The sequence below is a fragment of the Streptomyces sp. NPDC008079 genome (assembly GCF_042957385.1).
Lineage (GTDB): Bacteria > Actinomycetota > Actinomycetes > Streptomycetales > Streptomycetaceae > Actinacidiphila.
In genome coordinates this window covers 39,258-53,622 of sequence record NZ_JBIBIC010000002.1, presented here as the reverse complement: position 1 = coordinate 53,622, position 14,365 = coordinate 39,258, and the positions used below count along the sequence as shown (strand labels likewise).

The window sequence follows — 14,365 nt, the reverse complement described above, 5'->3', positions numbered from 1 at the left end:
TGCCCGGTGCGGGCATGCGGCCGTACGGAGGGCGTACGGACCCTGCGGCCGCACGCTGCGTGCGGCCGTACGCGTCCTGCGGTGCTGCGGTTCGAGCGGGTGGTGCGAGGTGCGGGGGGAGGTGACGCGCCGTCAGCCGACGTCTGGGTGACGCGCCGTCAGCCACCGTCTTCGGTACGGCGTTTGCGCCGTACGACGGTGAAGACGACCGCCGCCGCGGCGAGGACCGCGGCCGACCCGCCGGCCAGCAGGCCGACCGGCGCGCCGTCGTGCGAGCTGTCCGCGGCGGACTCGGTGCTCGGCGCGGCGGGTGCGGTGCTCGGCGCCGGGGACGCCGCCGGGGTGGCGGACGCCGTGGGGTCGGAGCCGATGTCGGGCAGCGCGGGCAGGGCCGCCGCCTTGTCGAGGGCGACGGAGAGGGTGAGCGGGTCCATCGAAGTACCCGCGGTGTAGAGGCCGTTGAACGCCTTGGCGCCCTGCGCCGTCAGCGTGGTCGGGACCTCGGTCAGGGAGATCAGGCCGTTCTTCGGCGCGAGCGCGGCGGGCGCGGCGAAGGTGATGAACGGCTCGCCGTCCGCGTACAGCGTGCCCTTGCCGTCGGTGACCGTGACGCGGACCGCGCTGATCGACAGGTCCAGCCCGTACGTGCCGTCCGCCGCCTTCATCCCGACGAAGCGCACCGTCCCGCCGAACCGGGCGTCCAGCGAGTGGTGCGAGGCGTCGTACGTGCCGCGGCCCGCGCCGAAGCGGAACAGGGCGCCGCCGTCCCGCGCGCCGTCGGCCACCGTCCAGCGGCCCTTGGCGATGTCGCCGGTCACGTACTCGCGGAAGGTGCGGCGTACGCCCCAGTCGGCGGCGGCGTCGACGACCGTGCCGGGCACGGCCGTCGAGGTGGCGGTCGGCTTCCCCGACGCCTTGTCGCTCGCGCCGCCGGTCGGGGTCCGCGGCGGGGCGGTGGTCGGCGAGGCGGGCGCGCGCAGGTCGACCGAGAGGCTGACCGGGTCCAGCGGGGTGCCGGTGGTGTAGTAGCCCGCGAAGGCGCGGGCGCCCTGCGAGGTGAGGGTGGCCGGGATGCCGCTGAGGGTGATCTGCGGCCCGGTGACCCCGCGGGTGTTGACGCCGCCGACGGCGAGCGAGGCGAGCGGCACCTGGGCTGTGGTGGTGACCCGACCGGTGTTCTTGTCCTTGCTGCGCATGTCGGCGTAGAGCGTGCCGCGGCCGCCGGAGATCTTGACGGTGGGACGGCTGATGGTGAGGTCGAGTTGATAGGCGCCGCTGGCCTGCCGGTGCCCCAGGAAGTGGACGCCGCCCGCGAAGGCGGCGGTCAGCGCGCCGCTGCCCGGATCGTACGAGCCCCGCGCCGAAGGGAAGCGGAACTGGTTGCTGCCGAAGGTGCCCGCGCCACCGGTCATCGCCCAACTGCCTTTCGCGATGGGCCCGGTGACATAGCTCTGGAACGACGCCTTGATTCCCCAGTCCAGCCGTCCCCCGGCGACCGTACGGCTCGTCGCGGCGTCCGCCCTTGACGCGGGCAGCACCGCGGTCAGCGCGGTCAGCGCGACCGCGCCGAGCAGCGCGGTGCTCACGGCCGTGAGCGAGACGGCCCGGCCGCCGGTACGGCGCACGCGGGCATGACGGAACAACGGCATGGACCCCTCCAGGACTGGCAAACTCAGGTAAGGCTAACCTAAGCTAATCACCGACCGGCGGGGAACCCTCCCGCGACGTCGCCGAACGCGCTGGCGCGCGGGCACAGCGGCATCACGACATGACGGCACCACGGCAAGGGACGGGTTGGCAGTGCGAACAGGTTCCGAACGACGTCCCGACCGAGCGGATGCCGAGCCGCATGCCGCGGGCTTCCCGACGACGTGCTCGCAGGCCGGGCGCTCCCTGGACGCCCCGGACGCCGACACTCCGCAACGCGGGCATGCCCAGGCCGACTTGGGCGACCGCACCACGCCGGAACCCAACCGTCCACCGGCCGCCGGTCCACAGCCGACAGCCGTCCGAGCCGCCCCGGACCTCGCCGCGTCACCAACCCCGCCTTCGTCCCCCGCCCGTTCACAACCGACCGGCGTCCGGGCCGCCCCGGACCTCGCCGCGTCACCAACCCCGCGTTCGTCCCCCGCCCGTTCACAGCCGACCGCCGTCCGGGCCGCCCCGGAAGCCGGCGGCTCGGGGCGCGGTCGCTCGCGGCGCCGCGCTCCCGTGCGGCGGAACGCGTGCACCGCGCGGGGCGTGGCCTTCTCGCTGCTCGGCGGGCTGCTGGCGCTCGCGCTCACCGCGTGCGGCGGCTCGGCGGGGAAGGCGGGGCCGTCCGCGAGCGGTTCGGGGGCGACGTCGAGCGCGGGAGCGGACGCCGACCGGATCGAACCGCTGGCCGGTGCGGCGCCCGTGCCCGTACTGCCCGCCACCGTCACCTCGGCGGACGGCCGGAAGGTCACCGTCACCGCCGCCGACCGGATCGTGCCGCTCACCGGCGGGCTGTCCGAGATCGTCTTCACGCTGGGCCTCGGCAAGAACGTCGTCGCGCGCGACATCACGGCGACCTTCGCGCAGGCGGCGAAGCTGCCGGTGGTGACCCGCGCCCACGACGTCTCCGCCGAGGGCGTCCTGTCCCTGCACCCCACCCTCGTCCTCGCCGAGGACACCACGGGCCCGGCCGAGGCGATCCGCCAGATCCGCGACGCGGGCGTCCCGCTCGTCGTCGTCAAGACGGCGACCTCGCTCGAGGACGTGGGCCCGCGGATCGACGCCGTGGCCGCCGCGCTCGGCGTGAAGGCCGCGGGTGACACGCTGCGCGCGCGTACGGCGCAACGGATCGACGCCGTCCGCGCGACGATTCCGAGCACGTCCGACAAGCCGCGCGTCGCCTTCCTCTACCTGCGCGGCACCGCGTCGGTCTACCTGATCGGCGGGCGCGGCTCCGGCGCCGACTCCCTCATCGCGGCGGCGGGCGGCGTCGACGCCGGGACCGCCTCCGGCCTCGACAAGGACTTCACCCCCATCACCAGCGAGGCCCTGGTGAAGGCCGCGCCCGACGTCATCCTCGTCATGACCAAGGGGCTCGACTCCGTCGGCGGGGTCAGCGGCCTCGAAAAGGTCCCGGGCGTCGCCCAGACCCCCGCCGGTCTCGACCACCGTGTCGTCGCCATCGACGACGGCACCCTCCTCAACTTCGGCCCCCGCACCGACTCCGTCCTGCGCCGGCTCACCACCGGCATCCACCAAAAGGCCCGGTGACCCGGCCCATGACGACCACGGCCTCCCCGAACGAGGAACACACCGCGCCCGCCGGGACGGACGACGACACCCGGCCGACCACGACTGCGGCTCCCGCTCGGGACGCCGGCCCAGGAGCCCAGGACTCCGTACCGGCGCACGATGACGCGGCGCATACGTACACGGGGCCCAAGGAAGCGAGCGGGCCCGGGGGGATCGCGGACGACGGGCCGCGGCCGACCGGCCGTCAGGCCAACCGGCGTGGCCGGGCGACCGTGTTGATCGGGGTGCTGGCCGCGGGGCTGGTCGTGCTGAGCGTCGTGTCGGCCGGGATCGGGGCGTACGGGATTCCGGCGGGGGACGTGCTCGCGTCGGTGGCGCACCGCTGCGGCCTCGGGGGCCACCGGCTGGACCGGGTGGCGGAGTCGGTGCTGTGGGACGTACGGCTGCCGCGCATCGTGCTGGCGCTGCTGGTCGGCGGCTCGCTGGGGTGCGCGGGGGCGCTGATGCAGGGCGTGTTCGGGAATCCGCTGGCCGAGCCGGGGGTGATCGGGATCTCGTCCGGCGCCGCGGTGGGCGCCGTCGGGTCGATCGCGCTCGGCCTGACCTTCGCGGGCACCTGGTCGGTGACGGTGTGCGCCTTCGTCGCCGGGCTGCTGACCGTCCTCGTCGTGTACGGCCTGTCCCGGTCGGGCGGCCGGACGGAGGTCGTCACCCTCGTCCTCACCGGCATCGCGGTGAACGCCTTCGCGGGCGCCCTCATCGGCCTGTTCGTCTTCTTCGCGGACAACTCGCAGCTCACCCAGATCACCTTCTGGCAGCTCGGTTCGCTGGCCCAGGCGAGCTGGCCGAAGGTGCTCGCGGTGCTGCCCTGCGCGCTGGCCGGTCTCGCCGTGGCGCCGTTCTTCTCCCGCCGCCTGGACCTGCTGGCGCTCGGCGAACGCCAGGCCAAGCACCTCGGCGTGGACGTCGAACGGATGCGGATCGCGGTGATCCTGATCGTGGCGCTGCTGACGGCCGCGGCCGTCGCGGTCGCGGGGATCGTCGCCTTCGTCGGGCTCGTCGTGCCGCATCTGCTGCGGATGGCCGCGGGGCCGGGACACCGTTTCCTGGTGCCGGGCAGCGCCCTCGGCGGCGCGCTCGTCCTGGTCGCGGCCGACCTCGCCGCCCGTACGCTCGCCTCGCCCGCGGAGCTGCCGCTGGGCGTGCTGACCGCCCTCGTCGGCAGCCCCTTCTTCTTCTGGCTGCTGCGCAGGACCCGCGGCCGGCAGGGGGGTTGGGCATGAGGCCGCTCGCGGTACGACGCCGCGCCCGTACGTCCCTCCCGCCGCCGCCCGCCCCCGGCGACGTCCTGGCCGAGGCCCACGACCTGGTCGTACGGCTCGGCGGGCGCCCCGTGCTCGACGGGGTCGGCGTCGCCGTCCACGCGGGCGAAGTGCTCGCCCTGGTCGGGCCCAACGGCGCGGGCAAGTCCACGCTGCTGGGGGCGCTGGCCGGTGACGTGCCCGCCGACTCCGGTGAGGTGCGCGTCGGCGGCGCGCCCCTCGGCCGCTGGACCGCCCGGCAGCTCGCCCTGCGCCGGGCCGTGCTCCCGCAGTCCTCGCCGCTCGCCTTCCCCTTCACCGCCGACGAGGTGGTACGGATGGGGCGCGCGCCGTGGGCCGGGACCGTCCTCGCCCACGAGGACGAGGCCGCCGTGGCGGCGGCCATGCGCGCCACCGAGGTCACGGGCTTCGCCGAGCGGGCCTATCCCGCGCTCTCGGGCGGCGAGCGGGCCCGCGTCGCGCTCGCGCGGGTGCTCGCCCAACGTGCGCCGCTGCTGCTGCTCGACGAGCCGACCGCCGCCCTTGACCTTCACCACCAGGAGCTCGTCCTGCGCGTCTGTCGCGAGCAGGCCGCTCTCGGGCGCGGGGTCGTCGTCGTCCTCCACGACCTCGGTCTCGCCGCCGCCCATGCCGACCGTGTCGCCGTCCTGTCCTCCGGCCGCGTCACCGCCAACGGTTCGCCTGCGGCGGTGCTCACCGCCGAACGGCTCTCCGCCGTCTACCGCCACCCCGTCGAAGTCCTCCCCCACCCCCGCAGCGGCACCCCCCTGATCCTCCCCCTCCGCTGACCCCCCACCCACCGGCCCGGTGGTCCGGTGACAACCGAACTGCCCCACCGGGGCCGGTGGTGACCCGCAGGAGCGTCATGGCTGAGCGCGCAGTTCCCCGCGCCCCTTAAAGATCGGCGCGCCGCCCCGACGAAAGACGGCCCGCCCCGCCAGGGGCGCGAGGAACTGCGCGGCCCGCCCCCACCGGCCCGGTGGCCCGAACACCACCGAACTGCCCCGCCGGGGCCGGTGGTGACCCGCAGGAGCGTCATGGCTGAGCGCGCAGTTCCCCGCGCCCCTAAAAGACCGGCGCGCCGCCCGAAGCGAAGGAACCGTACGGGGGAAAGGGGGGAACCCTTTGGGGTACTTGGTGGTGCGGGACCCCAGCGGGAGGCGCAGAATCGGGGCGTACGTACGAACTCCGGGGGGCCGACCGTCCGCCGGAGGCGGCCCTTCACCACCCCCCGAGGAGCCCTCTTTGCGCACTGCGACACCCCGCCGGTACCTGATGTGTCCACCGGCGCACTTCCGAGTGACGTACTCGATCAACCCGTGGATGGACCCGACGAAGCCGGTGGACCCGGCACTGGCCCTGTTCCAGTGGGAGGACCTGCGCGACAGGTACCGGGCGCTGGGCCACACCGTGGAGCTGCTGGACGCGGTGGAGGACCTGCCGGACATGGTGTTCGCGGCGAACGGCGCGACCGTCGTGGACGGGAAGGTGCTGGGCGCGAGGTTCGCGAACCCCGAGCGCGAGGCCGAGGCCCCGGCGCACCTGGCGTGGTTCAGGAGCAACGGCTTTCCCGATCCGCGCGAGCCGGTGCACATCAACGAGGCGGAGGGCGACTTCGCGGTCACGGCGACATGGATCCTGGCGGGCCAGGGCTTCCGGAGCAGCCCGCTGTCGCACTCGGAGGCGCAGGAGTTCTTCGGCCGTCCGGTGATCGGCCTGGAGCTGACCGACCCGCGCTACTACCACCTGGACACGGCGCTGGCCGTGCTCGACGACGCGCGGGACGAGATCATGTACTACCCCGGCGCCTTCTCCCCCGGCAGCCGCGCCGTGCTGGCCCGGCTCTTCCCCGACGCGCTGCTCGCGACGGCGCAGGACGCCGCCGCGCTCGGCCTCAACGCGGTCAGCGACGGCCGCAACGTCCTGCTGCCGCGTACCGCCACCGGCCTGCTCGGGCCGTTGCGCGACCGGGGCTTCGAGCCGGTCCCGGTGGACATGTCGGAGCTGCACAAGGCCGGCGGCAGCGTGAAGTGCTGCACGATGGAGCTGCGCCCGGCCGTCGGCTGACCGGCGCGCGGCCCGAGCCCGCGCACGCCACGCCGCGGGTCCTCCCGGCCGGGGGCCTCGGCGTGGTGGCGGCTCGGCCGCCGACCAGCTGAACCGCCCGGTCCCGACCGCCCCATGCCGTGCGCCGCCGCGTCATAGGGTGCGGGGATGGACGTTTCGAGCGGGGCACGGCATGACGTGGTGATCGTCGGCGGCGGCCACAACGGGCTGGTCGCCGCCGCCTATCTGGCCCGCGCGGGCCGCCGGGTGCTGCTGCTCGAGCGGCTGCCCGCGACGGGCGGCGCGGCCGTGTCGACCCGGGCCTTCGCCGGGGTGGACGCGCGGCTGTCGCGCTACTCCTACCTGGTGAGCCTGCTGCCCGCGCGGATCACCGACGAGCTGGGGCTGCGGTTCGCGGTGCGCCGCCGCCGGATCTCCTCGTACACCCCGCGCGGCACCGGCGGCCTGCTGGTGGACGCGGGCGACGCGGCCCGTACGCGGGAGCAGTTCGCGGCGCTGACCGGCGACGACCGGGACTTCGAGGCGTGGCAGCGGTTCTACGCGATGACCGGGCGGGTCGCGCAGGCGGTGTTCCCGACGCTGACCGAGCCGCTGCCCTCGCGGGCCGCGCTGGAGAGCGCGATCGGCGACTCCGCGGCCTGGGAGGCGCTGTTCGAGCGGCCGCTGGGCGAGACGGTGGAGGCGGCCTTCGCGGACGACCTGGTGCGGGGCGTGGTCCTCACCGACGCGCTAATCGGCACCTTCACGCACGCCCACGACCCGTCGCTGCGGCAGAACCGCTGTTTCCTCTACCACGTGATCGGCGGCGGGACCGGCGACTGGGACGTGCCGGTGGGCGGGATGGGCGCGTTCACCGACGCGCTGGCGGACGCGGCCCGCGCGGCGGGCGCCGAGATCGTCACCGGCGCCGAGGTCACGGGCATCGCGGCGGACGGCGTACGCGCGGAGGTGACGTACGAGCGCGAGGGACGGCAGGTGACGGTCGGGGCGCGTGACGTGCTGGTCAACGCGGCGCCGCACACGCTGGCCGGGCTGCTGGGCGAGGCGGCGCCGGGTCCAGCCCCCGAGGGCGCGCAGCTCAAGGTCAACATGCTGCTGCGCAGGCTGCCGCGGCTGCGCGACACCTCGGTGGACCCGCGCGAGGCGTTCGCCGGGACCTTCCACATCGCCGAGGGCTACGAGCAGTTGGCGACCGCGTACGAGCAGGCCGCCGCGGGGCGGCTGCCGGACGCGCCGCCGTCGGAGATCTACTGCCACAGCCTGACCGACCCGTCGATCCTCTCGCCGGAACTGGCCGGGCGGGGCGTCCACACGCTGACCCTGTTCGGACTGCACACGCCCGCGCGGCTGTTCGCGGCGGACCCGGCGGGGGCGAAGGACGCGCTGCTGGAGGCGACGCTGGCGCAGCTCGACGCGGTGCTCGCCGAGCCGCTGGCGGACTGCCTGCTGCTGGACGGCGACGGCAGGCCGTGTCTGGAGGCGAAGTCGCCGCTGGACCTGGAGCGCGAGGTGGGCCTGCCCGGCGGCCACATCTTCCACCGCGACCTGTCGTGGCCGTACGCCGCGCCGGACGCGGACCAGGTGACGTACGCCACAGGCCGCTGGGGCGTCGGCACCCCGCATGAGAACGTCTTCCTCTGCGGCGCGGGCGCGGCCCGCGGCGGCGGGGTGAGCGGCGTTCCCGGGCACAACGCGGCCATGGCGGTACTGGAGAAGGCACGATGACCACCGACGAACGCGGCATCACCCCTGGCCGGCGTCTGGACCCGCGGCTGATCGACCCCAGGCGGCTCGCCCGCCGCACGGGCGGCCGCAGGCAGTGGCGGCGCGGCGGCACCTGGCACACCCTCGGCGAGGACGGCACGGTGCCCGAGCAGCGCCGCCGCACCGCGGACGTGGTGGTCGACTGCGCGGTGTACGCGGACGGCTCGCGGGTGGCGTCGCTGCCGCCGCGCGAGGCGCTGGCGGAGGCCAGGAAGCACACCGGCGGCTTCGCCTGGATCGGGCTGCACGAACCGGAGGCGGAGCATCTGACCGAGATCGCCGAGGTGTTCGGGCTGCATCCGCTGGCGGTCGAGGACGCGGTGACCGCGCACCAGCGGCCCAAGCTGGAGCGGTACGGCGACTCGCTGTTCATGGTGGTCAAGACGATCGTCTTCGTCGAGCACGAGAAGCTGACCGCGACCAGCGAGGTGGTCGACACCGGTGAGCTGATGATCTTCCTCGGCGCGGACTTCGTCGTGGTGGTGCGGCACGGCAGCGCGCCGGGGCTGACCCGCGTACGGCACGCCCTCGAAAGCAGCCCGGAGATGCTGGCGCACGGACCCTCGGCGGTCCTGCACGCCATCGTCGACCAGGTCGTGGACGACTACCTGGACGTCGCCGACGAGGTCGAGCTGGACGTGGACGACCTGGAGGCCGACGTCTTCGCCGACTCGCACCGCGACGACGCCGAGCGGATCTACCAGCTCAAGCGGGAGCTCATCGAGTTCAAGCGGGCCGTGCACCCGATGGCCAGGCCCTTGCAGCGGCTGAGCGAGGAGCCGGACCGGCTCATCGGCGCCGAGGTCGCCCGCTATCTGCGCGACGTCGCCGACCACCTGACCCACGTCCGCGAGCGGCTGGTGGGCTACGGCGAGCTGGTCGACGGTCTGCTGGCGGCCAATCTCAGCCAACTCGCCGTGCAACAGAACGTCGACATGCGGCGGATCAGCGCGGGCGCCGCGATCCTCGCCGTCCCGACGATGATCGCGGGCTTCTACGGCATGAACTTCGACCACATGCCCGAGCTGCGCTGGTCCTTCGGCTACCCGCTGATGGTGGGCGTGATGGCCACGCTGTCCTTCCTGTGCTACCGCGCCTTCCACCGCTACGGCTGGCTGTAGGGCGCTAGCTCCAGGGGTCGCCCCAGGAGGCGTCGCGGGCCGCTCGGTAGGTGTCGCCGTGCCGTTTGCTGACGGCGTCGCGGACCAGGCCGCGGTCGGCGGTGCACAGGTCGAGCAGGACCAGACCCTTGCGGATCTGCGGGTGGCGCACGACGCGGCCGGGGGCGGGGGCCGCGGGGAACCGCGCGGCGGCCACGTAGCTGAACTTCTCGTCCTCGTAGGGCAGTGAGCCGCCCTTGACCTGCCGGTGCAGCGAGCTGCGCTGGACGCGGGCGGCGAAGTGGCACCAGTCGTCGCCGGTGACCGGGCAGGCCGCGTCGTGCGGGCAGGGCGCGAGGACGGTGAGCCCGGCGGCGAGCAGCCGGTCGCGGGCGGCGATCGTGCGCGCGTACCCCTCGGGGGTGCCGGGCTCGACGACGAGCACCGCCCCGGTGGCCGCCAGCGCGGCCGCGTCGATCAGCGCGGTGCGGTCGGCGGCGGTCAACTCCCCGATCACGTACGAGACGGTGACCAGGTCGGCGGCGGGCAGCGCGGGTCCGCCGCCGAGCGGCGACCGGGTCCAGCGCGCGGCGCGCAGGGCGGGCGACTCGGCGGTGCGCGCCAGTTCACCTCCCAGGTCGAGGGCGGACTGCGACCAGTCGAGGACGGTGGAGGTGTGCGCGCTCGCCGAGGGATCGCCCGGGAACGCGTCGGCCACCGCCCACGTCGCCGCGCCGGTCCCGCCGCCGAGGTCGAGATGGGTCGCGGGCGACCACTGCCCGGCCTGCAAACGGAATGCCTCGAGCGCGGCCCTGACGGCCGCGTACGTGGCGGGCATACGGTAGGCCGCGTAAGCCGCCACCGACGCCGCGTCCCGCAGAATGGGCGCTGACGTCGGCGACTTGCCACGATATGTTTCGATGAGGCGTTCCACCTCGGCGGAAGCCCTGGTGGGGGCCGTGGCGCTCAGTCGCGCCGACAGGGCTGTACGCAGGTCGTCGGGTAGGTGCACAGTGGACACAAGTCCCAAGGGTAAGGGTCGTGCACACCCGTAACGGCCTCCTTACACTCTGTGGCCATTCGATATCCATACTTGTGTTAACTCGGTCATAACAACGGCTCGAATCTGCGTAAACCGCAGCGGAAAGCCCTCGTGTTGGCCTAGCGTTCGCTTTTATCCAGGCGCACTACCCCTTGGGGAAGTGGTAGAGCGCCTCGTCGGTCGCGATGTGCCAGGGGGGTCCATGCGGCGTGTCGAAGCAAACCGGGTTCTACCGGTCATACCCATGAGTGCCGATACGAGACCCGTGCGCGCGAAAGCCGCGCACGCGTTCGGCAGGAGGGCATCGGGTTCCACCGGTGCCCTCGCCGCGCCCGGCCCTTACGGCGGGCACGGCAGGTTCAGTGACAAGGCGCGGTGGTATCTGCCGCTCGCGCTCACCGTCGACGTGCTCGGGATCGCGTTCCCGGTCGCGGCGATCTTCCATGCCACCGGCCAGCCGCACCCGCTGGTCTGCGCCGCCGTGGCGGCGCTCGCCTGGGTCGGTGTCCAGGCGGTCAGGCGGCGTTACGCGGCGGACGTCCTCGGCGAGCACCGCGGCGCCGGGGCGGTGCTCCGGGACTGGCTGATGCTGCTCGGGGTGCTCGCCGTGCTCAGGACCGCCTTCGATCAGGTGGCGGAACCGTCGTACGCGCTGGCCGGGCTGACCGCCGGTCCCGTGCTGACGGCGGCCTGCCGGATGCTCACCCACCACCACCTGATCGCCGCCCGGCGCGAGGCCCACGCCGTGCGCAGGGTGCTGGTCATCGGCGAGCCGAGCTCCGCCGACCATGTGGTGGGCCACCTCGCGGCCCGTACCGAACACGCGTATGTGGTGGTCGGGGTGGTCCCGGTGGGCAACGCCAAGCTGGAGTGCGGGGCCCCGGTCACCGCACGGCTCGGCGCGGTCGCGCCGTCCGGTCTCGCCGAGGACGCGGGCATCGTGCTCGGCGCCGCCCGTGACCACGGGGCGGAGCTGGTCCTGGTGGCGCCGGGACCGCGGCTGTCCGCGGAACGGCTGCGCAGGCTGTCCTGGTCGCTGCACGACGCGGGCCTGCCGCTCGCGGTGCTGCCGGGGCTGATCGATGTGGCCGTGCGCCGGGTGCAGTTGGACGCGCCCGCGGGCCTGGCCATGCTGCACATCGCCCCGCCGTCCAGGCGCGGCGTCCAGCCGGTGCTCAAGTCGGCCCTCGACCGGGTCGGCGCGGGGCTCGGACTCCTGCTGCTCTCCCCGGTCTTCGGCCTGGTGGCGGCGGCGGTCCGGCTGACCTCGCAGGGCCCGGCCTTCCACCGGCAGATCCGGTACGGGCAGGGCTGTGTGCCGTTCACCATGTGGAAATTCCGCACGATGGTGGTCGACGCGGAGCAGCGCAAGCCCGATCTGCACGGGTCGAACGAGAACGACGGCCTGATGTTCAAGATGCGCCGTGACCCCCGGGTCACCCGCGTCGGGCGGCTGCTGCGGCGGCTGTCGCTGGACGAGCTGCCGCAGCTCGTGAACGTGCTGCGCGGCGAGATGTCGATGGTCGGCCCGCGTCCGCCGCTGCCCGACGAGGTGGCGCGGTACAACGAGGTGGAGGTCAGGCGCCTCGCGGTCAAGCCGGGCATCACGGGTCTGTGGCAGGTCAGCGGCAGGTCGGAGCTGTCCTGGGACGAGACCCTCGCGATCGATCTGCGGTACGTCGACAACTGGTCGCTCTCGGGCGACGCGGATGTGATGGCCCGCACCCTGCGGGCCGTGGTCGACGGACGCGGGGCGTACTAGTGAGTCACTGTTCCGGCCACAGACCCGGCGGTCGCCCGCCAGTCCGCGTACACCGCGGCGATCCCGTCCCGCAGCGCGATCTCCGGCCGCCAGCCGAGCGCCTGAAGACGGGACACGTCGAGCAGCTTGCGTGGCGTGCCGTCGGGTTTTGTGGTGTCCCAGCCGATCGTGCCGCGGTAGCCGACGACGTCCCTGACGGTCTCGGCCAGTTCGCGGATGGTCAGGTCCTCGCCGCAGCCGACGTTGACCGGCTCGGCGCCGTCGTAGACCCGCAGCAGCAGCGCGCAGGCCGCCGCGAGGTCGTCCACGTGCAGGAATTCGCGCCGCGGTGTGCCGCTGCCCCACAGGGTCAGTTCGGCCGCGCCGTCCCGCTCGGCCTCGTGGAAGCGGCGGATGAGGGCGGGCAGCACGTGCGAGGTGGCGAGGTCGAAGTTGTCGCCGGGGCCGTAGAGGTTGGTGGGCATCGCGGAGATGTACGAGGCGCCGTACTGCTTGCGGTAGGACTGCACCTGGACGATGCCGGCGATCTTGGCGAGCGCGTACGCCTCGTTGGTCGGCTCCAGGGGGCCGGTGAGCAGCGCGTCCTCGTGGATCGGCTGCGGGGCCAGCTTGGGGTAGATGCACGAGGAGCCGAGGAAGAGCAGGCGGGCGACGCCCGCCTCGTGGGCCCCGGCGACGACGCTGAGCTGGATCCGGAGGTTGTCCTCAAGGAACTGCACGGGGTAGGTCGAGTTGGCCATGATCCCCCCGACCTTGGCCGCCGCGAGCACCACCGCGTCGGGCCGGATGTCGCGCAGATACGCGGCGGTCGCCGCCGCGTCCCGCAGGTCCAGTTCCGCGCGGCCCCGGGTGAGCACCTGGTGGCCGTCGGCGGTGAGGCGGCGGGCCACGGCGGAGCCGACGAGGCCGCGGTGGCCCGCGACGAAGATCCGGGCCGCGTCCGGCAGTAGGTCTGTCATGGAACGGCATTCTGCCAGCACACTTCACCCGATCGGGTGCCAACCCATCTTTACGTACGAAATACAGCACAACCCGACCAGTTGGGGGGACTCACATGGGCAAGACCGCGCTCATCACCGGCGTCACCGGCCAGGACGGCTCGTATCTCGCGGAGCTGCTGCTGTCCAAGGGCTACACCGTGCACGGCCTCGTGCGCCGCTCGTCGACGTTCAACACCGAACGGATCGACCACATCTACCAGGACCCCCAGGAGAAGAACCGCTCCTTCGTGCTGCATCACGCGGATCTCACCGACGGCATCGCGCTGGTGAGCCTGCTGCGTGACCTGCGGCCGGACGAGATCTACAACCTGGGCGCGCAGTCCCATGTGCGGGTCTCCTTCGACGCGCCGCTGTACACCGGGGACGTCACCGGCCTGTCCGCGCTGCGGCTGCTGGAGGCACTGCGGGCGAGCGGCATCGAGGCGCGGATCTACCAGGCGTCGTCCTCGGAGATGTTCGGCGCCGCCCCGCCGCCGCAGAACGAGCGCACCCCGTTCCACCCGCGCAGCCCGTACGGCTGCGCGAAGGTCTTCGCCTACTGGGCGACGGTGAACTATCGCGAGGCGTACGGGATGTACGCCGTCAACGGCATCCTGTTCAACCACGAGTCCCCGCGGCGCGGTGAGACCTTCGTCACGCGCAAGATCACCCGCGCCATCGCGCGTATCCAGGCCGGCCTCCAGGACCGGCTCTACCTGGGCAATCTGGACGCGGTGCGCGACTGGGGCTACGCGCCGGAGTACGTGGACGCGATGTGGCGGATGCTCCAGCGCGACGAGCCGGAGGACTACGTGGTGGCGACCGGCGAGGCCGCGACCGTACGGCAGTTCCTCGAGGTGGCCTTCGAGCACGCGGGTCTGGACTGGGCCGAGCATGTCCGGTACGACCCGAAATACGAGCGGCCCAGCGAGGTCGACGCGCTCATCGGCGACGCGAGCAAGGCACGGGACCTGCTGGACTGGAAGGCGCAGGTCAGGGTGGCGGAGCTGGCCCGGATCATGGTCGACGCGGACATCCGACAGGTGGCGGACCAGTTGTCGGGGGCCACGATTCGCATCGACAGATGATGTGATGTCACT

11 protein-coding genes are annotated in these 14,365 nt (G+C 73.5%); 8 read left to right on the top strand and 3 right to left on the bottom strand.

Annotated features, from left to right (window positions below; translation table 11 throughout):
* Positions 1-158 precede the first annotated feature (158 nt).
* Positions 159-1,649: an HtaA domain-containing protein gene (locus tag ACFZAM_RS07305; protein ID WP_391043701.1), complete on the bottom strand. Its 1,491-nt coding sequence runs from the start codon at positions 1,647-1,649 to the stop codon at positions 159-161.
* Between the two features lie 562 nt (positions 1,650-2,211).
* On the opposite strand from ACFZAM_RS07305, the gene ACFZAM_RS07300 reads away from it, so the two are divergent.
* From ACFZAM_RS07300 to corA, 6 genes are all read left to right on the top strand, one after another.
* Positions 2,212-3,246, top strand: a complete 1,035-nt coding sequence (locus tag ACFZAM_RS07300) for an ABC transporter substrate-binding protein (RefSeq protein WP_391043698.1) — start codon at positions 2,212-2,214, stop codon at positions 3,244-3,246.
* 8 nt (positions 3,247-3,254) lie between these two features.
* The gene (locus tag ACFZAM_RS07295; protein ID WP_391043696.1) at positions 3,255-4,511 is read left to right on the top strand and encodes an iron chelate uptake ABC transporter family permease subunit; all 1,257 of its coding nucleotides are present in this window, start codon (positions 3,255-3,257) and stop codon (positions 4,509-4,511) included.
* Positions 4,508-5,338, top strand: a complete 831-nt coding sequence (locus ACFZAM_RS07290; RefSeq protein WP_355334538.1) for a heme ABC transporter ATP-binding protein — start codon at positions 4,508-4,510, stop codon at positions 5,336-5,338. The genes ACFZAM_RS07295 and ACFZAM_RS07290 overlap by 4 nt, the downstream gene beginning before the upstream one ends.
* 457 nt (positions 5,339-5,795) lie before the next feature.
* Positions 5,796-6,617, top strand: a complete 822-nt coding sequence (gene ddaH, locus ACFZAM_RS07285) for a dimethylargininase (RefSeq protein ID WP_391043693.1) — start codon at positions 5,796-5,798, stop codon at positions 6,615-6,617.
* Positions 6,618-6,764: 147 nt separating this feature from the next.
* Positions 6,765-8,342, top strand: coding sequence for an FAD-dependent oxidoreductase (locus ACFZAM_RS07280; protein WP_391043690.1), 1,578 nt, complete (start codon positions 6,765-6,767; stop codon positions 8,340-8,342).
* A complete protein-coding gene (corA, locus tag ACFZAM_RS07275; protein WP_391043687.1) occupies positions 8,339-9,502 on the top strand; it encodes a magnesium/cobalt transporter CorA in 1,164 nt (387 codons plus the stop codon). The genes ACFZAM_RS07280 and corA overlap by 4 nt, the downstream gene beginning before the upstream one ends.
* A gap of 4 nt (positions 9,503-9,506) precedes the next feature.
* On the opposite strand, the gene ACFZAM_RS07270 is transcribed toward corA, so the two are convergent.
* Positions 9,507-10,502 carry a small ribosomal subunit Rsm22 family protein gene (locus ACFZAM_RS07270; RefSeq protein WP_391043684.1) on the bottom strand — a complete coding sequence of 332 codons (996 nt, stop codon included), beginning with the start codon at positions 10,500-10,502 and terminating at the stop codon, positions 9,507-9,509.
* A 286-nt stretch (positions 10,503-10,788) separates the two neighbouring features.
* On the opposite strand from ACFZAM_RS07270, the gene ACFZAM_RS07265 reads away from it, so the two are divergent.
* Positions 10,789-12,285: an exopolysaccharide biosynthesis polyprenyl glycosylphosphotransferase gene (locus ACFZAM_RS07265; protein ID WP_391043682.1), complete on the top strand. Its 1,497-nt coding sequence runs from the start codon at positions 10,789-10,791 to the stop codon at positions 12,283-12,285.
* On the opposite strand, the gene ACFZAM_RS07260 is transcribed toward ACFZAM_RS07265, so the two are convergent.
* Positions 12,282-13,244, bottom strand: a complete 963-nt coding sequence (locus ACFZAM_RS07260; protein ID WP_355334550.1) for a GDP-L-fucose synthase — start codon at positions 13,242-13,244, stop codon at positions 12,282-12,284. The two genes, ACFZAM_RS07265 and ACFZAM_RS07260, sit on opposite strands and share 4 nt — an antisense overlap.
* Before the next feature lie 95 nt (positions 13,245-13,339).
* Here ACFZAM_RS07260 and gmd point away from each other — a divergent pair, with 95 nt between their 5' ends.
* Entirely contained in the window at positions 13,340-14,353 is a 1,014-nt protein-coding gene (gene gmd / locus ACFZAM_RS07255) for a GDP-mannose 4,6-dehydratase (RefSeq protein ID WP_188285703.1), read from the top strand.
* Positions 14,354-14,365 lie beyond the last annotated feature (12 nt).

What these genes read in the sequence shown, in the direction of transcription:
- corA (WP_391043687.1), top strand. Translation starts at nt 8,339, where the DNA reads ATGACCACCGACGAACGCGGCATCACCCCTGGCCGGCGTCTGGACCCG.
- ACFZAM_RS07295 (WP_391043696.1), top strand. Translation starts at nt 3,255, where the DNA reads ATGACGACCACGGCCTCCCCGAACGAGGAACACACCGCGCCCGCCGGG.
- ACFZAM_RS07290 (WP_355334538.1), top strand. Translation starts at nt 4,508, where the DNA reads ATGAGGCCGCTCGCGGTACGACGCCGCGCCCGTACGTCCCTCCCGCCG.
- ACFZAM_RS07305 (WP_391043701.1), bottom strand. Translation starts at nt 1,649, where the DNA reads ATGCCGTTGTTCCGTCATGCCCGCGTGCGCCGTACCGGCGGCCGGGCC.
- ACFZAM_RS07260 (WP_355334550.1), bottom strand. Translation starts at nt 13,244, where the DNA reads ATGACAGACCTACTGCCGGACGCGGCCCGGATCTTCGTCGCGGGCCAC.
- gmd (WP_188285703.1), top strand. Translation starts at nt 13,340, where the DNA reads ATGGGCAAGACCGCGCTCATCACCGGCGTCACCGGCCAGGACGGCTCG.
- ACFZAM_RS07280 (WP_391043690.1), top strand. Translation starts at nt 6,765, where the DNA reads ATGGACGTTTCGAGCGGGGCACGGCATGACGTGGTGATCGTCGGCGGC.